Here is a 26,150-nt window from a genome sequence, read left to right as displayed (position 1 = left end):
GGGCATGCTCGACAGCATCTGGCTCAGCCTGGCGGGAATGAACGGATTTTCCAAGGGGTTGCGCACCATCAGCAATAACGTCGCCAACATGAACACGCCGGGCTTCAAGAAGTCCCAGCTGCTGTTCGAAGAGCAGTTCAATGCCAGCGTGCCGTACAAGCACGATCGGCAGGGGCTGGGCGGCGATGGCAACGGCGGCGGCGTCAACGCCTACGCCAGCCGTATCGATTTCTCGCCGGGCGAGGCCCGCCAGACGGGCGCCAGCCTGGACATGGCCGTGGACGGCGCCGGCTATTTCATGCTGCGCGCGCCGGACGGCGAGGTGCGCTACACACGGGCCGGCCAGTTCGACTTCGGCGATGACGGCATCCTGCGCAACAAGAGCGACGGGGCGATCGTGTTGGGCACCGACCGCAAAGGCGAAGGGCCCCTCGGGCAGATCTCGCTGGCGGGCATGACGACGTCGCCCGCCAACTCCACCTCGTCCATCCGGTTCACGGGCTATCTGTCTTCGACAGGCACGGACCACCAACTGGCTGCCGTCAAGATCTACGACCGCAGCGGCGCCGAACACCTGCTGAAGGTGTCGTTCGCCAACATGGGGGCCACGCAGCCGGGCGCCTGGAAGGTCACCGTGGAAGACGGGCCGAACAAGATCGGCGAAGGCATGCTGGTATTCAAGGACGGCCGGCTGGACCCCGCTTCGGCCAAGATCGGCGTGACCTACGCGCTGCCGTCGCTGGCGACGCAGTCGATCACGCTGGATTTCAGCGAGGGCGTGACCTCGTTCGCGTCGGGCACCACGTCCACTCTGACCGTGTCCGGCCAGGACGGCTACACCGCAGGCACCGCCACGGGCGTGACGTTTGATGCCTCGGGCACGCTGTCGGTGGCCTATTCCAATGGTCAATCCGTGCAGGGCTCGCGTATCGCGCTGGCGCGCTTTGCGTCAGACGACGTGCTGTCGCCGCTGGGCGCCAGCCAGTTCGTGCTGGCGGACGCGCGCGGCCGTACGGTGGGCAACCCCCGCGAGGCGGGCTTCGGGCGCTTGCAGACCGGCCGCGTCGAAGGGTCCAACGTCGACCTGTCGCAGGAATTCAGCGACCTGGTCGTGATGCAGCGCGGCTACCAGGCGGCGTCGCAGACGATTTCCACCGCGAACGACCTGATCCAGTCGCTGTTCGACCTGAAAGGCAGGCGCTGATGACGACCTGGACGATAGCGTGGTGGGCGCAGGCGGAACGCGACCGGGCCGCAGACCAGGTGCGTCAGGCGTTGCGCGACTGGGCGGGGCAATGGGGCGCTGACGAATCCACCGTGTCCGGCGGCGACGTCACCGAAGCCGAGGCGGTTGTCGCGGGCTGGTGGCGCCTGACCGGCAGCGGCGACCGGGATGGCGTCTGGCTCACCCATCCGGATGCCGCGGCGCGTGAACTGGGGGCCGCGTTGTGCGACGACGCGCGAGATCCGGATGCGGTGACCCGCCATGGCGGTCCGGTATCGCAGGCTGCGGCGCGTCAGGCCGCCCGTGCGCTGGCGGCATCGCTGTGCACCCATTTCGATTGGACCGTGGCCCATGACGAGGCGGCGTGCGCCTTGCCCGCGGGGCTGTTGCGCGGCGGCCTGGCGCTGTCGTTGTCGGTGGCGGGTGCGCCGCTGGTGCTGGTGTGCAGCGCAGGCGTGGCGCGCAGCGTCGCGGCGCGTATGCCTGACGCGCTGGATACGCCGCTGGTGCCGCTACCGCAGGTGATCGGCCGGCGTCCGGTCACCCTGTCCGTCGCGCTGCGTTCGGTGCGGCTGGACATCGGCAGTCTTTGTTCGTTGACGGTGGGCGACGTGATCGCCCTGGACCACAAGCTGGATGAACCGGTGGCGCTGCTGGCCGGTGATGCGTCGCCGGTCGCCGACGCGCATCTGGCAAGACTCGGCCCGCAGAAGGCCATCCGGTTTGGACGGGCGGCGCCGTAGGCGACGTCCGCAATATTAGAAAAACGCTTCAGGAGTATGGATTTGACTACGCAACACGGAGACATTGCCGGCGCAATGGCTCAACCCATCGATTTTCCGGAAGGCGTGGACGCCCAGGCCGAGCAGCAGGCGCTGGCGATCCGCAATCTCAACCCCATCCACAGCGTCAGGGCGACGCTGTCCGTGCGGGTCGGCGAGGTGGAGCTGACGGTGGGAGACCTGATCAACGCCAAGAGCGCGCAAGTGTTCGCGCTGAACCGGCGGGTCGATCAGCCGGTGGACCTGCTGCTGGAAGGCAGCGTGGTGGCGCGAGGCGAACTGGTCGCGGTCGGTGACCATTTCGGCGTCCGCGTCATTGAGCTACCCCTGGATCTGCGTTCGCTCGCATGAGCGCCGGCACGCCCCTGGAGTGGGCGCGAGAAACGGCTCCAACCACGGGATTGCAGTCGTGGTCCTGGGCGCTGGCGATCTTGCTGGCGTTGGCTGCGTGCGGCATCGTGCTGTGGTGGCGCGCGCGTGCCGGGTCGCCAGCAGGCCGCCGGACTTCCGGTCCGGCGCTGCGGCGCCTGGGCGGCACGCGTCTGAGTCCGAAGGTCACGCTGGAGGTCATCGAGTTTGGCGGCCAGCGCCTGCTGCTGTCTGTCAGCGACGCCGGCGCCTGCGAACTGGCGCGCGAGCCCGTGGCGGACGAAGACGCGCGGAGCGCACCATGAAGCCGCGTCACTTTGCCGCCATCATGGCGGCGCTGTTGCCGCTCGCGTATGCGGGTAGCGCCTTGGCCGCCGGGCAGGCGCCCTCGGCGGGCTCTATGCTGTCCCCCACCGCAGCGCCAGAAACCGCCATGGCGCTCAGAGTCGCCATCGGCCTGACGGTGTTGAGCCTGTTGCCGGCCATGCTGGTCTGCATGACGGGATTTCTGCGCATCATCATCGTGCTGTCGATGCTGCGCCACGCCTTCGGCATGCAGGAGACTCCCCCCAATGCCGCGCTGCTGGGCCTGTCGCTTTTCCTGACGCTGTTCGTCATGGCGCCGGTGGCGCAGGACGTCAACCAGCACGCGCTGCAGCCCTTCATGCAGGGCACGTTGTCGATCGAAGACGCCTATGCCCGCGGCGCCCAGCCACTGCGCGCCTTCATGATCAAGCAGACCCGCGAGGAAGACCTGGCGCTGATGCTGGAGCTGTCGGGCGCGCCCAAGCCGAACACGCTGGAAGAGGTCAGCAACGTGCAGCTGATTCCCGCATTCATGCTGTCCGAACTGCGCGTGGCCTTTCAGATCGGTTTCGTGATTTTCCTGCCCTTCCTCCTGATCGACCTGATCGTGTCCAGCGTCCTCATGGGACTGGGCATGATGATGATGCCGCCGGTCACGGTTTCCCTGCCGATCAAGATCCTGTTGTTCGTGCTGATCGACGGTTGGGGGCTGGTCTTGCGTTCGACGATCGGGTCATTCCATTGAGCGCCCTGGCTATGAGCACAAGCTCCTACGAATCGGACTGGCCGCTTCTACCCGAAGAGGACCGGTTGTGGCTCGCCTACCGCGAGGCCCCCACCCAGACCCTGCGTGACCGGCTGGTGACCCGGTACCTGCCTTATGCCCGCGCCATCGCGGCCCGCATGTATTCGCGGCGGGGCGGGCAGGACTTCGAGTTCGACGATTACCTGCAATATGCGTCGCTGGGCCTGATGGAATGCGTGGACCGTTACCAGCCCGGGCTGGGCGCGTCCTTCAAGACGTACGCCACGACCCGCATGGCTGGCTCCATCCTGAACGGCCTGGAAAAGCTGACCGAGCGCCAGCAGCAATTGTCGATCCAGCGCCGGCTGACCGCCAATGAAGACCGCATGGCGTCCTGGGCCGAAGACGATGGCGAGGACGACGGCCTGGAATCCACCGAAGCCTTGTTTCGCCGGCTGGCCGCCGTGGGCGTGGGCGTGGCGTTGGGCGTGCTGCTCGAAGGTTCCGGCCTGATCGAATGGCAGGCGGGCCAGGCGGCTACTGGCCTGGGCGCCTACGAACAGGTCGAACTCAAACAATTGCGTGATCGCGTGCTGGCGCTGGTGACGGCCTTGCCCGAGCGCGAACGCCACATCGTGCGCGCGCACTATATGCAGGACGTCCCTTTCCAGGACATCGCGGCCGAGCTGGGGCTGACCAAAGGGCGGATTTCCCAGTTGCACAAGCGGGCATTGGAAATGCTGCGCAACGAACTGGCCAAATACCGGCAATCTTCGGCCGATTTCTGACCGCCGCGGATCGCGCTACGCTAACCCCTTGAACACATTTCGCTATACAGGAACGCTTGCCATGTCGAATCCCATAGACCGCCTGGATCGCTTTGACGGCTACCTGCGGCAGGACCCGGACAACACCGCTTTGGCGGTCGAGGCGTTCGAGCTGGCCCTGAGCCTGGGTCTGCACGAGCGGGCCGGGGCCTACCTGGACGCGGCGCAGGCCAGCGCGGGCGACGACCCGTACCTGGCGTACCGGCGCGGCGCCTGGCTGGCGGCGCAAGGCCGCTGGGGCGAGGCGCTGACGCTGCAGCAAGGCTTATGTGAGCGAGACCCGGAGGACGCGGATCTGGCTGCCGCGCACGCCAGTCTGTTGCACTACGCCGGCCGTCATGACGAAGCCGAAGCTGCCTGGGCGGTGCTGCAAGCGTCCGGCAAGTTGCCCGATTACGCGTGGGCCAACCGCTTGCGCACGCTGCACTTTCTGGGCCGCCTGAAAGAAGGCCTGGCCCTGGCCGGCATGCGCGGCGAGCTGTTGCGTGAGCAGCCCGAGGCCGCCGGGGTGCTGAGCCTGATGGCGCTGGACGCGGGCGATTTCGCCGCCGCCCGCCTGTGGGCAGATCTGGCGCTGGACGGCGAACCGCCTTCGCTCGAAGCGTTGACCACGCGCGGCGCCCTGGCATTGGCGGCCAAGGATGCGCCGGGCGCCTTGGCGGCGCTGGCACAGGTGGTGCAGGCCCGGCCCAATGAAGGCCGAGCCTGGTCGTCGATGGGCATCGCGCATCTGCTGCAGCAGGACGCCGGCGCGGCCCAGGCCGCATTTCTGCGGGCCACGGCCTTGATGCCCGCCCACATCGGAAGTTGGCACGGGCTGGGCTGGGCGCGGCTGCTGGGCCGCGATGTGGCGGGTGCGTCCACGGCGTTCCAGCAGGCCCTGGAACTGGACCGCAACTTCGGCGAAAGCCATGGCGCGGTGGCCATCGGCCTGGCCCTGGCCGGCCAGCGCGATCAGGCCGAGCATCACATCGAGCGGGCCCTGCGCCTGGATCCGGCATCGCTGTCTGCGCGTTTCGCCCAGGCGGTGCTGGGCGGCGCATTGCAGAATCCAGACGAATTCCAGGCGCTGGCGGCGCGGGCGTTACGCGGCGTCGAGGCGCCAGACGGCCGATCCCTGGCGGACTGGATTCGCCAGTGACAAGCGGCGCCCGAGGGCGCCGCTCTATTTTTCCGCCGTATCCTTCGGCATGGCGAGGAGCAGGCGCGCAGCGCGCCGGCTGGCCGCCAACAGGTCAGGCTGTGCTTCCATACGCTGCTGCACGATGTCCACCAGTTGATGGAATTTGGGGTCGTTGATCAGGTTCGTGCCCAGGTCCGAGAGCAGGGCGGCTTCCAGGAAGTAGCGAAAGGCCTTGCGCTCCCTGCCGGGGTCGTCGGGGCTCAAGGCCCCGACACGGGTCACGAGTTCGGTGAACGCGGGCGGTTCCGCGGTCTTGGCTGCGCCGTTGGCGCGGGTGGCCTTGTCGGCCTTGCCGGTGATGCCCGCGCGTCCGCCTGCCGCGGTCCGCTGCTGAATAAGCTGGGCCAGGCGCCCAATGCCGTCAATCATCGTGGGGCCTACAGGTTCTGCTTGTAGGATGCCAGCACGAACTGGGTTGCGGCTTCGTCTTGTTCCCCGGGTACGGGGTCGTCGGCGCGGCCTTGCAGGGCCTGGATATGCGCGGCGACCATGCGCATGTCGTGGTTCAGCGGCGCGTTCTCTTGATTGTTGGCGATGCCTTTTTCAATCAGCAGCAGCGCGTCGTCGAAGGCGTCGATCGCCAGCGCCGCGAAGGCGCGCTTGAACAGCACCAGGAAGTGGACTTCGCCCAGGTCCTCGAGCGGTTGCCAGGTCTGGAACGCAGCCAGGGGCCGCGCACTGGTGAACTGCAACAGGCCCAGCTGAAAGCGTGCGGTGGCCAGCGTGGGTTCAAGCTGCAAGGCGCCGATGAAGGCCGCTTCGGCCGCATCGGGTTCGCCGCGCTGCATATGGTGCGCGGCCAATACCGCCAGGACTTCGCCGGAGCGAGGCTGCGCCTGGCGGGCCTGCTGCAGCACGGCCAGCGCGGCGTCGTTGTCGCCGCGCTCCAGCGCCTGGGCATACGGTTCGAGAAAGGGTGGGGGAACGGGGGCTTGGGTCATGGCAATGGCGCGCGGCAGATGAGGGTCAGAGAGAGGCGATGGCGGACAATTGCAGATTGCCTGCCAGGGATTCGGCAAGCTGTGCGCAGTGCGTCGCATCGTGCCCGGTGACCGCAAACATGGGCCATGCGTGGCCGAGGTCGTAGGGGCGGCTCGAATCGTACGCCAGCTCTTGAATCAACGGCACGCATCCTGCGCCGAATGTCGCCTGGCGCCGGCCATGCTGCAAGGGTAACACCAGCCGCCGGATACCCACATAGGGGGTTGGCCAGGAGAATTCGAGGGTATCGGCCAGGCCCAGCATGTAGGCCAGCGCGGCTGGGTAGAAGGGCAGGCCCAGGCCGAGAAAAGCCCGGTCCGGCATGGTGCCGGGCCGCAGGTTGATGTCGATGGGGCACAGCTCGCCGTCCTTCTCCACGCATTGGATGTAGATGATGGACTGCCGCAGCCCGATATCGTGCAGCGACTGGATCATGCGGCCGATCTGCGTGTGGCGGGGGTGGCGTTGGCCCAGCAGCATCCATTCGCATTGCATCGAATCGCGCGTGAACCGCAGGCGGCCGCCTTCGTGAATCACGATCTTTTCCGGACCGGCCACGGCCGCGGCGGTGTACACGTCGCTGTCGCCGATGTACTCCATCGTCAGATACCGGCCGTACCAGGAATTGGGGTCGTTCTGGTAGGCCAGGAAGGCCTCCAGCAGGTCCTGGGCCACCAGCCAGTCATGAAAATGGCGCAGGCTGTCATAGCGCTGGTAGGCCCAGGGGTGCTCGGCGAACGAGCCACTGCCCTTGTCCGGCTTGACGATGATGGCGTAGGGCAGGTCCAGCAGCAGGTCTTCGGCGCGCAAGGGGGCATGCGCCCAGAGCGTGCTGAAGCCGCAACGCGCGAAATGGCGATAGGCCAGCGATTTCTGCGTGGCAATGGTGGTGGCCAGCACGTCGGGGCCGGCTACCCGGTGCAGCGCGGCGAGGTTGGCGGCGTCCACGCTGCGAAAGTCGCTGCAGGCGAACACGCCCAGCGTGTGGGCGTCGGGGTAGGGTACGACCGTCAGGTCCAGCGCGTGGGCTGCGGCGTGATATTGCTTTTCCTTGGCGGCGCTTTCGCGGCTGTGCGAGGCAAGTAGAACGATATTATGTTTCATGTGGATGCCTTCAGGTCGGGGTGCAACATGCCGCCGCGAAGCAGGTCAAAGGGATGCGTCCTGCCGAAGTGCCGGTTGGCCTGCCAGCTATCGCGCTGGGCGTCATGGTCGAACCAGGGCGCAAACCCCAGTACCAGGTGGATGCGGGGCGTATTGCTGGGTTCTTTCACGTAGACCCGGTGGGGGATGTTGGTATTGAAGGTGTAGGCATGGCCGGGCGCCAGGAAGTGCTCGGTCATGGTGTCGGAATCGGCCTGGGGCGTGTCCTTGGCGTGCTCGATCTGCAGGCGGTACGCCGGGTCGGACGTCAGCGGGATGTTCAGCCGAAGGTTCTCGAACACCGGCTCGTCGCGGTGCCAGCCGTCCATGAAATCCGCCGTGATGCCGCGTTCGCCGATCAGCACCGACAGCCGGGAACGGATCAGCGTCAGGCCGCACTGATCCAGGAACGTGCCCAACGCGCCCAGCCGGGCCGCGGGCGTGCGGACCCGAAAGCCGTACGAATCGAAGTAGGTGTTCTTCAGGGTGCGATGGCGCTCGACCGAGTTGTAGTAGAACTCGCTGATCGGGTTCATTGAGGTGCCCAGCGTGGCCTGGTGCACATCTTGCACGCCGGGGTCGTGCATGTCGGGGTTGTGCACCAGCGACAGCGACTGGTAGTTGTGATCGTCGTAGCGTCCTTCGGCCGACAGCCAGCCGTGCAGGCCGTGCGCCTCGATCGCCTGGATCGCGGCGTCCTGCAATCCCTGGTACAGGCCGGGCGGCAACGCAATCGCCAGCAATTGCGACGATGTCTGGCCCTGCATCGCCGCGCAGGCGTCGGCAAACGGCGTTTGCGCCTTCAGGTGCTGAACGATCGTCAGCGCCTCGGGCGCATCGTGAACCGGAAACGGAGTCATGGCGGAGCCTTTCAATTGAAGGGATGAGGGAAAGCGTGCTGGCGGCGGGGCCTGCCTGCGGCCTGCAAGGTGTGTTGATAGGCGGGATGCCCCTCTGCCGCGTTGCCGGCGCCGAACTTCAGGGGAATCAAGCCGGGTATGAATGCGCGCACGGTGGGCGTACGCAGCGGCGCGCCCTCGCTCAGGTCGACGGCGATCAGCCGTTGGCCGTCGCGGCGCAGGCGCGCGAGCAGGTCGTTGCCGTCCCGCGCGCCGTCGCCACGATGTATCGGCGGCAACGGCATGGACACCAGATGGTCCGCACGGCGGAAATACGCTTTCTGGCGATACAGCTCTGCATGGCAGGCGGCTTCTTGCACTTGCGCCGGGCGCAAGGGAGACGGCTGGGGTTGATGCATCGTCACGTAGACCTGCGCTTCCAATTCCATCAGCGCATGGTCCATGGCTGCGTCAAGCGTGTAGCCTGCGCTGCTGGCAACACGCGTGAACGCGTGCGCCGTGGATTGCGCAAAGCAGAAGGCGACCTGGCAGTACGGCGATGGCAGATTCCGCAGTTCGATCCGCAGGCCTGCCGCCCGCAAGCGCTGCACGCGGGTTTGTACAAGCGCAGGCAGCACCGTTTCGTCCACGGCATGGGCGGCCTGTCCCAGCCACAGACGCACAAAGGCGTCGCGTTCAATCAGTTCCAGCACGGCGTTTTCCAGCGCAGCTTGCATCGAGGCATGACTGGCGACGCCGGACGTATTGCCGCCGGTGTAGGCGGTGGGGCGGTGCAGATCGGAGAGTGCGTCTTCCAGGTACACCAGGTCTGCCAGCATGAAGCAGGGCTGGTCGGTGAAGACGTCGTGGGCCGCTTTCCACCAATAGGTGGCCGCGTCGTCGAAACGTTGGTAGGGAAAGCTTCGCCGACGATACTGGGCGTCGCGATAGCGCAGCACGTCGGCCGGGTGCACGGCGCCTGGCAGGTCGCGGCGCCGCGCCGCCACCAGGCCGTGCGGATGCAGCAGCGCCGCACGTTCGCGGCTTTCCATCTCGGCTTTCAGCCGGGCCTGGGCGGGTTGGGCATCGCGGCCCCACGACCAGGGGTGCGAGGGATCGCATCGGGCGCGGCCCAGATAAAAGCTTGCGTCGCCGGCGGCCTGCAGGTCGACCCAATCGAATTCGCCTTCGGTCGGCGCGTCAGCTTCTGCGCTGGCCGAACCGATGAACACGCTCGTGATCGGCACGACGGCGGCGGACAAGCCCAGCAAGCGGCCCAGCTCGCGTTCGATGAAGCCGCCGATCTCCACCGCGTGGCAACCGCTGGCGGCGGCTGCCAGCAGCGTGTTCTGGGCGGCGTGGCCGGCTTCCAGCGGAACATACGACAAGGCCCGGGGCCCGTACTTTGCCGCGCTGACGGAAAAATCGGCCGCGATCACCAGCACGCCCTGGGCGTGGTCCAGCAGTTGCGGCGAGGAAAATGCGGCGCAACTGCGCGACAGGTCGGCATCGATAGGCCCGTAATGCAAACGGCCGGCGGGTGCAGCGGTCAATCGGTACACCCCGGCAGCCAAGAGCGCCGGGCAGGACGCATCCGCGGCGCCGCAGTCTCGCAGATTGACGTAGAAATATTGCAGGGGATACAGCGCGCCCGCGGACGGACTGGTGGTGCGCGTGGCGTCGGCGTCGGCCACGATGCCGGCGGCCGCCCACAGCATCGCCGTCAATGTTGGCGCGTCGATGGCATCCGGGCCGAAGCTGCGCCGCGATCGGCGGGTGGCCAGCAGCGCATGCAGGGCCGTGGCGGGGCCGCGGCTGTCGATCGCGATCGCATCGCGTCGCGGCGCGGCATTCAAACGCTGTTGGGCCGCCAACACCAGGGCTTGCTGCGCCTGCGCATCGGGCAGCTCGCCCAAGGTGCGCGGGTTTTCGGCATAGGCCCACCAATGCCGCGGCGCATCGTGAAGGCTGACCAGCGCGCCTTCGTCGATCAAGGCCTGCAACAGGCCCGTGACGGAATCGGCGTGCCAATGCTCGGCTTGCCGACGCTGCAGCCAATCGCGCGGGGTGAGCGTGCCGTCGAATTCATGCAGGGCGCGCAAGACGCGCGCCGGTGCATCCAGCGACAGCGTGCGCGTCGGCAGCCGGCATTGCAGGCGATCGCCATGCAGCAGGCTTCCGGGCATCAACACATAAGGAAGATCCAGTTGCATGGGCGGCGCCTGCGCGGGGCTGCCGCCGCAGGCCTCGGTCTGCTTACTTGCCGCTGCTGCCCGCGGGAACGGGCACGGACTGGCCGCGACGCTGCTGGCTGGACGCGGTCCAGGTGAAGCGCTTGGGGTCGTTCTGGCCGGCGACGGGCTGGGGAGTGGTAACGGGGGTCTGGCTCATGGTGGCTCCGGTTTCAGGACATCTGCACGCCTTGCGGCATGCGTTGGATGAAGAGTCCGGGTATCAGCCGGCTCGCATAACTTGTCCGGGTGAAGACGGGGCGGTTTAGGGCGGTGAAGGAATTGATGAAAGGCAAGCGGCGCCGCTAAACCCGCGGCGCGCCGGTCGGAGAAGTTGAGTGCGGATAGTGCGCCCTCGAAGTGAGGGACGGCTAACAACGACTTCAAGGACTACGTAGAAAAATGGTCGCGATCGTAAGCGGGAACAGCCTGGGAATTAACCTGAGTTCTCTTGCCAAGCTGGGAGACCAGGGGGTATTTGGCAATGCCAATCTTGGCCGCAGTAACGACCAGGTCTACGTCAATGCCTGGAGCGGAAACCTGGTTTTCCGGACGCCGGATGACCAGTTGTCGGGTCACGGGTCGCTGTTCGGCTCGGTGCGCACCTACAACAGCCAAGGCAAGCTCGGACACACGGATGCGTGGTCGATTGGGGCGGCTCTGAAGAAGGTGCGATTGAACGGGCAACTGTTCAACTCGATGAGCTCGATGACGCGTGTCGACGACGATGGATCCGAGCAATCTTTCCTGACGGACTCGTCGACGGTGGCGACCTACGTGTCGTCGGCGGGCGCAGGGGCTTATGACAAGATCACGTACGACTCGGTCAAAGGGCAGTTTGTCTGGCAGGATGGCGCGACCGGCCTGATTGAACGCTACGAGGGTAGCGGAGCCGGCCGGCTGTTGAGTTCGACGGACGCCAGCGGCAATACGCGTACCTATGCCTATGGCCCGAATGGCAAGCTCAGCAGTGTGACCGACGCCAGCGGCGGCGTCACCTACTACGACTATGTCGGCCAGAACCTGACCCAGATACGCACCGTCACGGTCGAGAACGGCGTTCAGGTCATGCAGACGCGCGTCCGTTACGGCTATGACGGGCTTGGTCGTCTGTCCGCTGTGTCCATCGACTTGACGCCGGAAGACGGCTCGATTGCCGATGGCAAAGTCTTCCAGACGTTCTACACCTACGATGGCGATAGCGATCGCCTGGCCTCGGTGTCGCAAACGGACGGCACGCAGTTGTCGTTCACCTATGTACAGGATGGCGCGGATTTCAGGATTGCCAGCGTCACCGATGCGTTGGGACAGGTCACCCGTTACTCATACAGCTACGGGCTGACAACAGTTGTCAATCCCAAAGGCGAGGCCACGCTCTTCCAGCACAACTACTGGACGGGCGAACTGCGCACCGTGACCACGCCGCCGGTGAATGGCGTCAGCCAGGTCACGACATTCACGATGGACGGCAAGGGCAACGTCACTCGTATCGATCAGACGGGCGGCTATTCCGTCAGCATGACCTACGACACCCGAGGTAACCAACTGTCCTGGTCGGACTCGGGAAGGAACGTCATTACCCGAACCTACGACAGTGGGAACCGGGTGCTGACCGAGATCTCGTATGTCGTGCCCATGACGCAGACAGGCGGCGCGGCGCGAGGCGAACTGACCACGCGTTATGTCTACGATGCCGCGGGCCGGCTGCGTTTTCATATCAATCCGGTGGGCAACGTCACGGAATACCGCTACAACGCCTACGGTGAGCGGGTGTCGACACTGACCTACGCCGGTGATGTTTTCCCCCTCCGTACGTTGTACGTCAACGAATCCGCCACATTGGCGCAGATGGAAAGCTGGGCCGCCACGGTCAATTTCAGCCGGGTATCGCGAGTCGACTCGGTCTATGACTATCGCGGGCTGCTGCAGCAAACGATCGCCTACCAGCGGGTGTCGAGCAGCGGCGACGGCATCCTGGACGGCGATCAAGTCCTGACCCGTTATGTCTACGACCAGGCTGGTCGCCTCCTGACGTCGATCTCGCCCACCAATGGCGCGACGAGTTATGTCTATGACGGTCTTGGCCGTCAAATATCGGTGCAGGACGCCCAGGGCAACCTGACCTTGACGCAATACGACGATGCCGGCGGTCAAGTCGTCGTGAAGCAGGCGAATGGTCTGAGCATCGTCTCGACCTACGACAAGGCCGGCCGGCTGGTCAGCCGGATGAATCGAGATCAAGCGGGCGCGAACCTGGGCGAGACGCGGTACGCGTACGATGCCAATGATCGACTGATCATGACGACAGACCCGACTGGCGGGCGGCAGTTCAACATCTATGACGCCGCGGGTCGTAAGGCCGGCGAGGTCGATGCCAGTGGGGCATTGATCCAATATATCTACAACGATGCTGGCAAGCTTTGGCGTACCACGCGGTATTTCGGCAAAGTGAATCTGGCGTTGCTGGTGGACGCGCAGGGCAAGGCGCTGAGCCCTTCCATCGACAACATTCCCCCTAATACGGGCGGTTCGGCCACGACCTGGAATCTCTACGATACGTCTGGGCGCCTGGCCAAGACGATTGACGAGACCAACGCCATCACCGAGTACGTCTACGACGGCCTGGGTCGCATGACCGAGGAGATCAAGTACGCCCAACGCATGACGACGTGGAGGGTGGCGCAGCCCAGCCGCCCGGAACATGCCGTGGTGTCCGTCGATTCGGGCGATGTCCATCTCATGCGTTACTACAACGCGGACAGCTCGTTGCGGGGCGTGATGGATGGAGAGGGTGGTGTCATTGAATATATCTATGATGCTGCGGGCCAGGAAGTGCAAAGAATCTCGTACGCGACCAAGTCGTCGAGATCGGGCACCAACGCACAATTCGAAAGCATCAAGCCCGCGTCGTCGCCTAACGACATCAACGACTACAAGATCTACAACAACCTCGGCCGCCTGGTCGGCACCATCGATGGCGAAGGCTACCTGACCGAACTGGTCTACGACGCCAGCGGCAACCTCACCACCAAGATCCGCTACGCCACGTCGCTGACCGGGGCCAACAACCCCATCCGCAACACGTTGATCTTCACGCCGGATCTGGCCAAGATGCGGCCGGCGTCTTCGCCGCAGGATCAGGTCTGGACCTATTCCTATACCCGCCTGGACAAGGTGTCGTCCGAGCGCAACGCCGAAGGCACGCTGACCCTGTACGTCTATGACGACATGGGCCGCCTGACATCCACGGTGAAGGCCGCGGGCACCTCGACGTCGCGCAGCGTGCTGTCGCGCTACGACGTGCAGGGGCGTTTGATCGGTGAATTGTCCGGCGAAGGTGCGGCCAAGCTCGACGGCAACCAGACCCAGGCCGAGATCGATGCCATCTGGAAGACCTACGGCACCACCTACACCTACGACGCCCTGGGCCGCCGCACGTCCATGATGGACGGCGCGGGTCAGCGCACGCTGTATTACTTCGACGCCAGCGGCCGGGTCACGCATACGATCAACGCGCTGGGTTATGTGCAGGAACGGGTCTACGACAACATCGGCCAGCTGGTCGAAACCATCCGCTATGGCGCGCCGATTGCGCTGCAAGGCTTGAATGGGGGCCTGGTCAACGACGCGCTGCGCCTGGCCATCGCGGCCACCAGCAACGCCGACGTGGATATCCACGCCACCTACACCTACACGGCGGACGGCCGGGTGGCCAAGGAGACCGACGGGGCGGGTGGGGTGATCGAGCGCAGCTACGATGCGTTCGGCAATGAAATCATGCGGCTGACCAAGATCGCCGGGGCGATCAGCCGTACCGACAAGCGGGTGTACGACCGCATGGGGCGGTTGACGCAGACGATCGACGATCTGCAATACGGTCGCAAGACGTTCCGGGAGTACGACGCGTTTGGTCGGGTCACGACGACGCGCGACGGCAACGGCGTGTCTGTCAACTATCAGTACGACAAGCTCGGCCGCGAAGTGCTGACCTACGACAATATTGGCCGCAAGACCACCGCCTACGATGCGTTCGGCAATGTGCTGTGGCGTATCGACGAACTGGGCCGTCGGACCAGCTATGCCTATGACGCGCAGAACCGCAGCGTCACGATGACCACGCCGGATGGCGTATCGGTCACGACCGTTCACAACGCCTTTGGCCAGACGGTGGAGGTACGAGACGGCAACGGCAATGTCACCCAGCATACCTACAACGCCGATGGCAGCCTGGTGCGCAGCGAGCAGGGCGGCACGGTCGTCACTCAAGGCTACGACAGTCTGAACCGCCTGATAGAAGTGGTCGATGGCCGCGGCGTCAAGACCGTCTATACCTATGACGCCGTGGGGCAGCGTCTGAGCCGCACGGTCGACCCGACCGGGCTGAATCTGCAGACGCAGTATCGTTATGATGCCTTCGGCCGCCAGTACCAGACCACGGAGCCGGGCGGCAACCAGACGGTGGTGACGTTCGACAAGGCGGGGCGCGTCTTGTCGTCCACGGTGGACGCGAACGGCCTGAAGCTCGTCACGCGGTACACCTACAACGAGGCCGGCCAGCAACTGACGGTGACGGCCCCCAATGGCATTGTCACCGTCTATACGTATGACAAGCTCGGTCGCCGCGACAGCGAGACGGTGGACCCATCCGGCTTGGCGCTCAAGACTGTCTATACGTACGACATGAGCGACAACCTGACCACCAAGGTCGATCCCGGTGGCGCCAAGACGCAATACGTGCGTGACGGCCGTGGACGCGTGGTGTTTCAGGTCGATCCGGCCGGCTATGTGCTGGAGACCCGGTATGATGCGGCCAACCAGGTTGTCGGCACGATCGCCTATGCGACGCCGGTGGACAAGAAGCCCACGGGCTGGTTCAGTGCCTTTGAACTGCGCGGCCTGCTCAAGCCCAACGCCGCCGACATCGCCGAATACCGCTACTACGACAGCGCGGGCCGCCTGGCGATGACCGTCAGCGGTACCGGCAACGTCGTGGCCATGCGTTACGACGGCAACGGCAACCTGATCGAGCGCACCGCCTACGCCGCCCGCCTGCCGGCAGCCAGCATCGGCTCGGCCCAGATGCCCGCGGCGCCCACGGCCAGCCCGACCTACGATCAACGCCAGCGCACCGTCTACGACGCACTGAATCGCGCCGTGTTCCAGATCGACGGCCTGGGCGGCGTGGTGCGCCAGCGCTACGACGCCAATGGCAACGTGGTGGAGCGCGTGGCCTATGCCGGCCGCATTCCGATGGAAACGGTCATGACCGAGGCCGCCATCAACACCGCATTGGCCGCCGTGGCCGACAGCGCGCGCGACCAGCGCGCGGTCAATGTGTACGACAGCGTCGGCCGCCTGACCTACACGATGAACGGCCTGGGCACCGTGACGCGCAACGTCTACGACGCCTCGGGCAACCTGCTGCGCCAGACCGTGTTCGCCACGCGCCTGGCGCCGGGCAGCGACCCGGCGTCGGTGCCGGCCGCGGCTGGCGACATCACCGTGTCGCGGGTCTATGACAGCGCCAATCGCCTGGTGGCGTCCGTCGATGCCAACGGCAACACCACCCGCTATGTGCTGGATGCCGCTGGCCGCACCGTGTTCCAGATCGACCCGGCGGGCGCCGTCGTCGAAAGCCGTTACGACGCCGCGGGCCGCGTGGTGGCCACGCTGGGCTACGCCACCCCGATCGTCCTGCAGGGCCTGGGCCAGCAGGTAACCGACGCCGAGGTGCGCGCGCTGCTCAAGCCGCAAGCCGGCGACCAGGCCGAATACCGCTACTACGGCGCGGATGCCCGTCTGGCGATGACGGTATCGGCGCTGGGCGCGGTGGTGACCTACCGCTACGATGCCAGCGGCAACCTGGCCGAACGCACGGCGTATGCCAACCGGCTGCCCGCCGCCAGCATCGGCACCGCAGCCATGCCCGCGGCCCCGGCCGTGGACATGGCCTACGACCAGCGCCAGCGCACCGTGTACGACGCGCTGGGCCGCGCCGTGCTGCAGGTGGACGGCACCGGCGCCGTGGTGCGCCAGCGCTTTGATGCCAATGGAAATGTCATCGAACGCATCGCCTACGCTACCCGGGTGCCCGCCAACATCGCCCTGACGTCGGCCGCCATCGAGGCTGCCCTGGCCACGGCGGCCGATGCCGCGCGCGACTTGCGTACGGTCAATGCCTACGACGGCATCGGCCGCCTGACGCACGTGATGGACGGCCTGGGCGCCGTCACGGAAAACATCTACGACGCCGCCGGCAACCGGGTGCGCCAGATCCAGTACGCCACCCCGGTGGCGGCGGGCGGCGATCCGCGCAGTGTGCAGGGCAGCATGAAGGACCGCGCCAGCGACTGGGTCTATGACGGCATGGGCCGCCAGATTGCCAGCGTCGACCCCACGGGCGCGGTGACGCGCCGGGTGCTGGACGCCAACGGCAACGCGATCCAGGTCATCAGCTACGCCGTTCGCCTGGGCGCCGGCGTGCCGCGCACGGGCGAGGCCATCCTGGCCTCGTTGCAGCCCGGCGCGCTGGACCGCGCCACCACCACCGCGTTCGACGCCGCCGGCCGCGCCGTGCTGGTCATCGATGCCGAGCGCGGCGTGCAGCGCAACACCTACGACGCCGCGGGCAACCTGCTGGAGTCTTACCGCTATTCCGCACCGTTGACCGGCGCCGATCTGGCGGGCGTGGCGCCGGCCAGCCTGACGCTGGCCGCGCTGACCGCGCGTCTGCCGGCCACCGACAGCCAGGGCCGCAGCACCCGCAGCGTCTACGGCGCCAACGGCCTGCCGGTCTACAAGATCGACGCGGCCGGTTTTGTGACGCAATTGACCTACGACACCCGGGGCAACGTCACCAGCAGCCGCCGCTATGCCAATGGCGTGCTGCTGGGCAGCACGCCGTCGGCCGCGGACGTGGCCGCCGTGCTCAGCGCGGACAACACGCGCGACCGGGTGGATACCTTCGTCTTCGACGCGGCCGGGCGCCTGCTGGGGTCGACGGATTCGCTGGGCAAGTCCGAGTCCTATGGTTACGACGGCGTGGGCAACAAGGTCCGCTTCGTCAACAAGGCCGGCAACGAGTGGACTTACGAATACGACGCCGCGGGCCGCCTGCTGGTCGAGCGCACGCCGCAGACCAGCGTGGTGGATACCAGCTGGTCGGGCGCGGGCGACCTGGTGGTGGGCGCCACCAAGTCGATTTCCATGGTGACGCGCAACGTCTATGACGGCCTGGGCAACCTGGTGTCGCGGACCGAGGCCGACGGCCAGCCCCAAGCCAAGACCACCCGCTACGTCTACGACGCCGCCGGCCGGCAGATCCGGACGATCTTCGCGCCGGTCAATGTCTATGACGCTGCGGCCGACAACCTTCTGACCAACGGCGCTTCGGGCGTGGCCGCTCGCAAGGAAGGCGCGCCGATCTCGCTGACGTCGGACGTGCTGTACGACGCCTTCGGCAACGCCGTGGCCGGCCGCGACGTGGCCGGGGCCATCAGCTACAAGGTCTACGACAAGACCGGCGCGTTGAAATACGAGGTCGACGCCGAAGGCTTTGTCACCGAATACGAACGCAACGCCCAGGGCGACGTGACGCTGCGCCTGCGCTACGCCACCAAGACGGCGCTGACCAGCCACGGCTACACCGGCATCACCGCCGAAGCCGTGTCCGCCGCCGTCAACGCCGCCGGCATCGACCACAGCGGCGACCGCGGCGTGGTGACGCAGTTCGACCGCCTGGGCCGCGTGGTCGAGACCAGCCAGTCGCAGATCTACGCCTACGATTCGTCGGCCGCGGCCGGCGCGCAGTACTTCACCAGCAACAAGCTCACCCGTACGGAATACGACGCCTTTGGCCAGGTGGCGGCGGTGCGCGAGCTGGTCAACCCGGTGTCCCAGGTGTGGGCCACCACCACCCAGTACTACGACCGCGTCGGCAACATGACGGCCCGGGTCGATGCCCTGGGCTATGTCACGACCATGTCGTACGACGGCCTGGGCAACAAGACGTCGGTACGCGAATATGCCACGGCCACCAACATCTGGAACGCGCAGGGCTACGGCCTGCCGGTCACGCATGCCAACGACCGCCTGACCACCTACGCCTTTGACGCCCTGGGCCGCAAGGTCGCGGAAACCCGCGTCAACGTGGAATACAGCAACCAGTCCAACGGCACCGTGCAGCGCGGCGACCTGAAGACCACCTTCGGCTACGACGTCCTGGGCAACCAGACCTACGTCGCCAACCCCAACGGCGGCCGCACCTACAGCTATTACGACGCCCTGGGCCGCGTCACGGCAATCGCCGAGCCGATGCGCACCGATGCGTCGGGCAAGGCCTATGCGCCGCTGACGACCTTCTACCGCGATGCCCTGGGCAACACCGTGCTGACGATCCAGCACGCCAACGGCGCCTCGACCGTGCTGGAATCCGGCTATACGGCCGGCGTGGCCAGCAACCAGGACCGCTACAACTACGTCGGCTACGACAGCCGCGGCAACAAGATCCAGACCATCGACGCCAACGGCGCGCGCACCAACTTTTCTTACAACGCCGCCGGCCTGATGGCCAAGCAGTGGCGCGGGGTGACGGGCAACGACGGCAGCGTCAAGACCTGGTTCCAGGCCTACGAGTACGACAAGCTGGGCCACCAGACGCGGGTCATCGACCCGGCGTCCACCGCCGTCCTGAAAAACGGCATCCAGACCAGCTTCTCGTCGGCGCCCAAGGAATTCCGCCAGCGCGAGAAATACGTCGTCACCGGCGACAGCGCGATCAACCTGAACTGGTCGTCGCTGATCGATGCCGGCGGCGGCCTGGTGCGGGTGCAGGTGTACTACAGCACGGTCAGCACGCTCTACAGCGAAACCACCCCCACCGAAAGCGGTGGCGGTGGCGAAGGCGGCGAGGGCGGCGTGTCCACCGGCGGCACTACCATCACCTATGGCTCGGCCAGCGTGGCCACCAGCCGCACGGTGGACTTTGGCGCGGCGTCGGCCGCCTCGGGCGTGTCGATCCGCTGGAACGACTATCGGTCCAGCCAGGGCGGCATTGCCGAACTGAGCTATATCCGCATCTGGCAGCAGGATGCCGCGGGCAACTGGATCAGCAAGTGGGAAGGCAGCAATGCCCAGGCCAACGGCTCGGGCATCTTCGACGTGTCGCAACAGGAAGCCGGCTGGTCGGACACCGTCACGGAATACAACGCCTTTGGTGAAATGGTGCGCCGCGGCGTCAACGGCGGCCGCCAGGAATACTACCAATACGACAACGCCGGCAACGTGGTCCGCACCAACGCCAAGGACGGCAAGGACCAGATCACCCTGTACAACCTGCAGGGCAACGCCACGGCCAACCTGACCAGCGGCGGCGCGGGCGGCGGCAACGTCAACGTCGCGGCCATCGGCTCGATCCAGCAGGCCGCCAACATGGGCAACCTGCGGCGCGAAGACACGGTCTACAACCTGCTGGGCAACGCGGTCAAGACGCTGGCGCCGGAACGCTCGGTGTACGAAGGCGGCGTGACCGTCAACCGCGACTTCACCGGCGCGGCGATCACCTCGTCCGCCTCCCTGTATTACATCCCCAAGCCGGAAACCGGCGGCGGCTCGGAGATCGGCGAAGGCGGCAATGAAGGCGGCAATGGCCCGGTGGACCCGGGCACGCCGGCCTGGCGCGGTACCAACAGCGTGCAGCTGAGCTGGACCAGCCTGGCCAACCTGGGCGACGGCGACGTGCGCGTGGTGATGACCTACCAGAGCGCTGGTGGCACGCGCCGCAGCATCACCCAGAACTTCGCCGCGGCCTCGGCCACGTCGGGCGTCCTGATGAGCTGGGACGGCACCGCCACCAACACCACCGACGGCGGCGTGAGCCGCGTGGTGGCCATGGTGGTCTACAAGAAAGACACCAACGGCAGCTGGCAGGCGGTCATCAACCAGCAGGGCACCTTTGGCAACACCGGCAACTTCATCGACATTGCCGCGCCCGTCGACCCGGGCCTGAAGGTGCGGCTGGAAATCCGCGTGCCCAACGGCGGCTGGACCGAAGTCGGCCTGGTCAACTACGGCAATTCGCTGCGGTACGACGCCGAGGGCCTGGCCATCGGCAACTATGAATATCGCGTGTCGCAGATTGGCCGAGACGGCTTCGTCAAGGTGACCGGCAACGGCACCCTGTCGCTGACCGCGCCCAGCCTGGCATCCATCGGCAGCGCCATGGGCTTCGGGGCCGTCGGCAACGACGTCTTCAGCTGGCCGTCGTTTGGGGCGGGCGTGGATGCGCAGTTCCGCTACCGCGTGCCGGGCGGCGGCTGGGTGCAGCTGCCGGTGTCGGCGCGTGCATCGGGCCACGATGGCGTGGACTGGGTCAACATGGGCCCCGGCCGCTTCGAATACGAATTGCTGCTGATCGACCGCAGCTCGGGCGCGGCCTATGCCCACGCCACCGGCTACATCGACAAATCGGCCGCCGTGCCCGACCGCTGGGTGCCGCAAGTGGGCTATCCGCCCATCACCCAGGCCCTGACGCTGGATTCCAGCAACACCGGCATTTCCTGGACCACCATCGGCGACTGGCGCGAGCTGGAAGGCACCGCCACGCTGCTGTACCGCCTGCAGGGCAGCGGCGGCGGCTGGTCATCGGTGGTCATGAACAAGGTTCCCACCACCGTGCCGTTCGGCCCGGTGGGCACGGGCGGCGGCGTCACCGAAGGCGGCAACGAGGGCGGCGAGAACGGCACCGGCTTCATGACCTACTGGGTCAAGCTGGGCACGCTGCCCGCGGGCAACTATGACTTCGACCTGGTCTACACCCGGCCGGGCTCCAGCGAACCGTACAAGCACCGCGTCGGCGTCATTTCCCAGGGCGCCACCACGGGCGGTTACTACTACACCCGCTACTACAACGTCAGCGTCCCGTACCAGGTGTGGGTGCCGCCCGTGCCCGGCACGGGCGAGGGCGGCGAAGGCGGCGAGAGCGGCGGCACCCCTGGCTACTGGAGAACCGAGTACCGCACCGAGACCCGTTCCGAACAGGTCTGGGTCCCGGCGGTCACCCCGCGTCCCGGCATGTCCCAGACCACGGCCACCTACGTGCCGGGCTATACGGTGCCGGGGCGTCCCCCCGCGTATTCGCTGTCCAGCACCACCGGGTCCAACCCCAACCCGATCAGCACCAACGTGTCGGGCTACCTGGGTGTGGCCGCCTCGTGGACGCCCGTGGGCGCCAACGGCGGCGTGCAGTCCAGCCGTCCTACCGTGGAACGCACCTTCGACCGCTGGGGCAACGTCGCCACGGTCACCGACCCGCGTTCGCCGTACTGGATCACGCGCTACACCTACAACGCCAACAACCAGATCACGTCCGAAGTGCGGCCGTCGGCCGACGGCGTGGCCGGCGCCGGCCCGTCCACGACGCTGTACTACGACGCCCTGGGCAACAACGTCGCCACGCGTGACGGCAACGGCAACGTCAACGGCATCCAGTACGACGCCGGCGGCAACCGTATCGCCGAACTGCATGCCGATGGCGGCGTTTACCGCTACGGCTACAACGGCTTCGGAGAAAAAACCACCTGGGTCGATGCGCTGGGCAACACCACCAGCTACACCTACGACAAGCTCAGCCGGCTGGTCCTGACGTCCAACGCGGCCGTCACCAGCTACGTCATGAGCAACGGCACGACGCTGGCGGTCACAGGCACCAAGACCGTCACCGAGAGCGTGCGCTATGACGAACTGGGCAACAAGCTCAGCTCGACCAACGGCGCGGGCGACACCGTGTACTTCCGCTACGACCTGCGCGGCAACGTCACCGGCGTGCGCAAGCCCGGCATGTCCACGGAACTGCGCACCGCCTACGACGCGCGCGGCAACAAGACCTTCGAGGCCGACGGCAACGGCAACGCCTCGACCTGGGCGTACGACTACTTCGGCCGGCTGGTCGCGCACACCGACATCGGCGGTGCCAAGTACTACTACAGCTACGACAACGCGCGCCAGCTGCTGCAGCAGACCAACACGCGTGGCCAGAACCTGAACTACACCTACGACGCCACGGGCCAGGTCACGCGCATCTACGATGCCAGCCTGGGCAAGATCACCGACTTCTCGTACGACCACGCCGGCAACAAGGTGCGCGAGCGTACGAGCCAGGGCGGGGTGGTGTACCAGAACAACATCATGGCCTACGACGCGCTGGGCCGCCTGCGAGAGGTGTCCGACGGTTACCTGCGCCAGAGCATCGACTACGACGCCAACGGCAACCGCAAGCGGGTGCAGACCCAGTACACCGACGCGTCCGACACCTGGCGCAACCGGGAATACTGGTACGGCTACGACGCCATGAACCGCCAGACCACGGTCGAAGCGGTCAACGCCAACCTGGATATCAACGCGGCCCAGGGCCACAAGCTGACCTACGACGCCAACGGCAACCGACTGTCCGACACGTATTGGGACAAGGTCATCTACGCCGACGGCGGCACGGCAGCCGGCTTCACCACGGAAAGATACACCTATGACGCCATCAACCGCCTGACCACGCTGCGGCGCGACGGGCTGCTGCTGGACGCGCGCTACTACGACGGCGCCGACCGCGTGGTGCTCAGCGGCATCGACGGCTCATTGGGCAAGGCGTTCTTTGACCGGTCGGGGCTGGCGGGCGAACAGCGCCGCAACGTCTACGACGGCGCCGGACGCTTGTATTCGGCACGGGTGCTCAAGATGACCGATGCCGGCTTGTCGGGCGGCTACGCCACCACGTATTCCGGCTACGACCAGGCCGGCAACGTCACCCAGTACCGCATGGATGTGTATGACGGCTCGCCGTACACCAACACGTACACCTACACCCACGCCCGCTACGAAGGCTACCGCGAGGCCACCCTGTCCGGCACCAGCACCGCGCTGGACCCGGGCCAGACGACCTACCAGTACGACGTCAACGGCAATTTGATTGGCGTGGTCGACACCAAGGACGCCAGCAAGAACCAGACTCTGGTCAACGACGCCAGCGGCAAGATTTTGCAGCGGGTGCAGAACGGCCAGACGATCCGGTCGCTGGTGGTCAACGGCGAACTGCTGGGCACCACCGGCCCGGCCGCAGGCGCGGATGACTTCTCGCCGAGCTTCCGGCCGATTGACGGGGGCAACCCGTCGGCCAGCCCGGGGTCTTATCGGATTCAGGCGGGCGATACGCTGCAAAGCATTGCGCAGCAGGCGTATGGAGATAGCCGGTTGTGGTACCTGGTGGCCGAAGCCAATGGCCTGGCCAGCGACCGCGATCTGCGGGTCGGGGCCACGGTCACGATTCCGAATCGGGTGTCGGGTAACCATAACGACTACAAGTCGTTCAAGCCGTATGACCCGGGCAAGCTGATTGGCGATACGCAACCGACGATGCCGGTGCCGAAACCGGATAGCGGTGGCGGCGGCGGATGCGGCGGGATCGGGATGATCATCGTTGCGGTAGTGGCGGTGGTGGCAACGGTGTTTACGGCTGGGGCGCTGGCGCCTGTGGCGGCCGGCGCGGCTACAGGCTTTGGGGCCACGATGGCGGCAGGCGCTGCCGTCCTTACCGGTGCCTCAGCGGTGTCTGGATTGGCGGCTGTAGGGATTGGTTTGGCCGCTGGCGCGGTGGGAAGCATCGTGAGCCAAGGCGTCGGCATGGCGATCGGCGTGCAGTCCAAGTTCTCGTGGAAGGGAGTCGCGACGAGCGCGCTGGGCGCCGGAGTTACGGCGGGGGTGGGGTCAGCACTCAATGGAGCAAATATCCTGACCGCTGCGGGAGGCGGCACCGCGACAGGCCTTAGCACTGGGTCGGCCGCAATGGATCTGGCTTTGCGTGCGACGGTGAGTTCGACGGTTAGCCAAGGTCTGGCAATGGCGACAGGGCTGCAATCGAAGTTCAGTTGGACGAACGTCGCGGCGGCTGGCATTGGCGCTGGTGTGGGCTCTGCGGTTGGCTCCCAACTCTTCCCCAACGTAACGAATTTTGGCGAGCGCCTTGCACGCGGATTCGTGTCTGGCGCCGTGGGTGGGGTGGCAGCTTCGGTGCTCTCAGGCGGCAAGGCGAACTACATGCAGATCGCTGTTGACGCGTTTGGGAATGCTTTGGGCAATTCCGTACTGGACGAGATGGCTGGGATGTCGGGGCCATCGTCGCAACCCATTAGGGTGAACGATAGTGCAAGGTCCGGGCAGCAAATGCTGGGGTCCTTTGATTCACTGATGCCTGCTTCGTATCGTCCTCAGGGCGAGATGTCCTCCATTCCCGCCTTTTACGATTCGCAGCGAGAAGTGAATTGGGGAGCTTTGCAGGATCCGCCTCCTCAAGCGAATGTTGATGCGGTAGTGGATGCATTTTATCCGCGGGAGCAGAGGAGATTTGGTGGCTCCGTGACGGTGGCTTCGAGTACTGGTTTCGACTCTCAATCAGTCAGTCTGGCAATGAAGGAGCTAGATGCGGCCGACGGTGCGCGCTATGTCGAATTGGTCGGCCTTAAGGTGAATCAGGCACAATTGCCGCGGCCTCGGATGGGTGTGCTATCCGAGCTGGGAGAGCGAATGCTCGGAATGGTCGACATGACTGCCGGCATAGCTGGAGGAGCGGTGGGCTACGTTTATGACTCGGTGTTGACATCCGCAGACGCTGTATCGGGAGGGCGGCTTTCTGCCAACTTCGATGAGTTTGGTTACGCAGTTTCCAGGAACAGGGCCCGCGGTCAAATGTTGTGGAATGCTGGAGAGCGAATAGCTGGTTCCGGATTGCGCCTAGCCACCTTCAATATGGGCGTGGATGAGGCCTACCAGGGAGTTCGCGACTTCTTCCAGATCGACCGGGCCATGCAACTGGAGGCCAGTGGTGACTACCGCGGTGCGCAGGCATTGTGGGGGTCGATGGCGCTGAATGTGGCGGGTGGTGCGGCTGGGGCTACGCGAATTTTGCCGAGTGTGATGCCCGTGGCTTCGCAGGCGGTGCGAGAGGCGGGTATAGGTTTGCGCATGGTCGCGGAGGACTCGAAGTTCGTCCTTCGCAATGATAAAGTTTTGGACTTAGGGTCCAGGAAAGGTCTTGATCTTTCTGATAGGTTTGTTACGTCCAGGAGTGAGCAGGGTACGAGAATTCAATATGGCAGCCCTGATTATTGGGATGCAGTAGATTCCAGTCACGGTATTGTGGGTTTTGTCAACAAAGACGGCGTTCTAGGTTTCAATGTGTTTGCCAATCCAGAGTTGCGGGCTACACACGGTTCGGGTAGTGATATGTTTGTGGGTATGCTCAAGCGCTTGCGTCAGGATGGAGTCGATATCCAAGGGATAAGAGGGGCTTGGCTCCAAGGGGCAGATAGTGTTAATTATTCACAATACCGAGCAGGCATATCGAGAGGGTTGACTCCAGAACAGGCTGCCTTGGATACTTGGACAGGTAGGCAGGTCCAACAAGCGGGTTTTCCTCATGTTGAGAGTGTTTTGGATAAAGGCGATGTCTACGCTACTTTCCGTAAATTTAGATAA

Annotated in this window: 14 protein-coding genes; 8 read left to right on the top strand and 6 right to left on the bottom strand. The window is 65.6% G+C overall.

The features are described 5' to 3' along the window. The first annotated feature begins 4 nt into the window (after positions 1-4). The 7 genes from ACUDP5_RS17130 (at position 5) to ACUDP5_RS17100 (ending at position 5,395) form a co-directional block, all read left to right on the top strand. Positions 5-1,204, top strand: coding sequence for a flagellar hook protein FlgE (locus tag ACUDP5_RS17130; RefSeq protein ID WP_445656690.1), 1,200 nt, complete (start codon positions 5-7; stop codon positions 1,202-1,204). Further along, the gene (locus ACUDP5_RS17125) at positions 1,204-1,968 is read left to right on the top strand and encodes a FliM/FliN family flagellar motor C-terminal domain-containing protein (protein WP_445656689.1); all 765 of its coding nucleotides are present in this window, start codon (positions 1,204-1,206) and stop codon (positions 1,966-1,968) included. The genes ACUDP5_RS17130 and ACUDP5_RS17125 overlap by 1 nt, the downstream gene beginning before the upstream one ends. A gap of 75 nt (positions 1,969-2,043) precedes the next feature. Continuing rightward, entirely contained in the window at positions 2,044-2,358 is a 315-nt protein-coding gene (locus ACUDP5_RS17120; RefSeq protein ID WP_263913992.1) for a FliM/FliN family flagellar motor switch protein, read from the top strand. A 50-nt stretch (positions 2,359-2,408) separates the two neighbouring features. Beyond that, positions 2,409-2,681, top strand: a complete 273-nt coding sequence (locus ACUDP5_RS17115) for a flagellar biosynthetic protein FliO (protein ID WP_263913990.1) — start codon at positions 2,409-2,411, stop codon at positions 2,679-2,681. Continuing rightward, positions 2,678-3,427 carry a flagellar type III secretion system pore protein FliP gene (gene fliP / locus ACUDP5_RS17110; protein ID WP_445656688.1) on the top strand — a complete coding sequence of 250 codons (750 nt, stop codon included), beginning with the start codon at positions 2,678-2,680 and terminating at the stop codon, positions 3,425-3,427. The genes ACUDP5_RS17115 and fliP overlap by 4 nt, the downstream gene beginning before the upstream one ends. 11 nt (positions 3,428-3,438) lie before the next feature. Beyond that, positions 3,439-4,215 (top strand): sigma-70 family RNA polymerase sigma factor, encoded by a 777-nt coding sequence (locus ACUDP5_RS17105; RefSeq protein WP_263913989.1) that lies wholly within the window; start codon positions 3,439-3,441, stop codon positions 4,213-4,215. A 61-nt stretch (positions 4,216-4,276) separates the two neighbouring features. After that, positions 4,277-5,395, top strand: coding sequence for a hypothetical protein (locus tag ACUDP5_RS17100; protein ID WP_445656687.1), 1,119 nt, complete (start codon positions 4,277-4,279; stop codon positions 5,393-5,395). A gap of 24 nt (positions 5,396-5,419) precedes the next feature. Here ACUDP5_RS17100 and ACUDP5_RS17095 read toward each other — a convergent pair whose 3' ends face one another. The 6 genes from ACUDP5_RS17095 to ACUDP5_RS17070 are packed head-to-tail and all read right to left on the bottom strand — an operon-like array spanning position 5,420 to position 10,791. Further along, entirely contained in the window at positions 5,420-5,806 is a 387-nt protein-coding gene (locus ACUDP5_RS17095) for a hypothetical protein (RefSeq protein ID WP_263913987.1), read from the bottom strand. Between the two features lie 8 nt (positions 5,807-5,814). After that, on the bottom strand, positions 5,815-6,378 hold the full coding sequence (locus tag ACUDP5_RS17090; protein WP_263913986.1) for a tetratricopeptide repeat protein: 564 nt from the start codon (positions 6,376-6,378) through the stop codon (positions 5,815-5,817). Positions 6,379-6,403: 25 nt separating this feature from the next. Beyond that, on the bottom strand, positions 6,404-7,522 hold the full coding sequence (locus ACUDP5_RS17085; protein ID WP_445656686.1) for a hypothetical protein: 1,119 nt from the start codon (positions 7,520-7,522) through the stop codon (positions 6,404-6,406). Beyond that, on the bottom strand, positions 7,519-8,421 hold the full coding sequence (locus ACUDP5_RS17080; protein WP_445656685.1) for a hypothetical protein: 903 nt from the start codon (positions 8,419-8,421) through the stop codon (positions 7,519-7,521). Before ACUDP5_RS17080 ends, ACUDP5_RS17085 begins: the two co-directional genes overlap by 4 nt. Positions 8,422-8,432: 11 nt before the next feature. Continuing rightward, positions 8,433-10,613: a YcaO-like family protein gene (locus tag ACUDP5_RS17075; RefSeq protein ID WP_445656684.1), complete on the bottom strand. Its 2,181-nt coding sequence runs from the start codon at positions 10,611-10,613 to the stop codon at positions 8,433-8,435. A gap of 43 nt (positions 10,614-10,656) precedes the next feature. Continuing rightward, positions 10,657-10,791 carry a hypothetical protein gene (locus ACUDP5_RS17070; protein WP_255358774.1) on the bottom strand — a complete coding sequence of 45 codons (135 nt, stop codon included), beginning with the start codon at positions 10,789-10,791 and terminating at the stop codon, positions 10,657-10,659. Positions 10,792-11,033: 242 nt separating this feature from the next. On the opposite strand from ACUDP5_RS17070, the gene ACUDP5_RS17065 reads away from it, so the two are divergent. Next, positions 11,034-26,150, top strand: coding sequence for a LysM peptidoglycan-binding domain-containing protein (locus tag ACUDP5_RS17065; RefSeq protein ID WP_445656683.1), 15,117 nt, complete (start codon positions 11,034-11,036; stop codon positions 26,148-26,150).

The organism is Achromobacter sp. NCFB-sbj8-Ac1-l (genome assembly GCF_052695805.1).
This window is presented reverse-complemented; position numbering and strand designations above follow the sequence as displayed.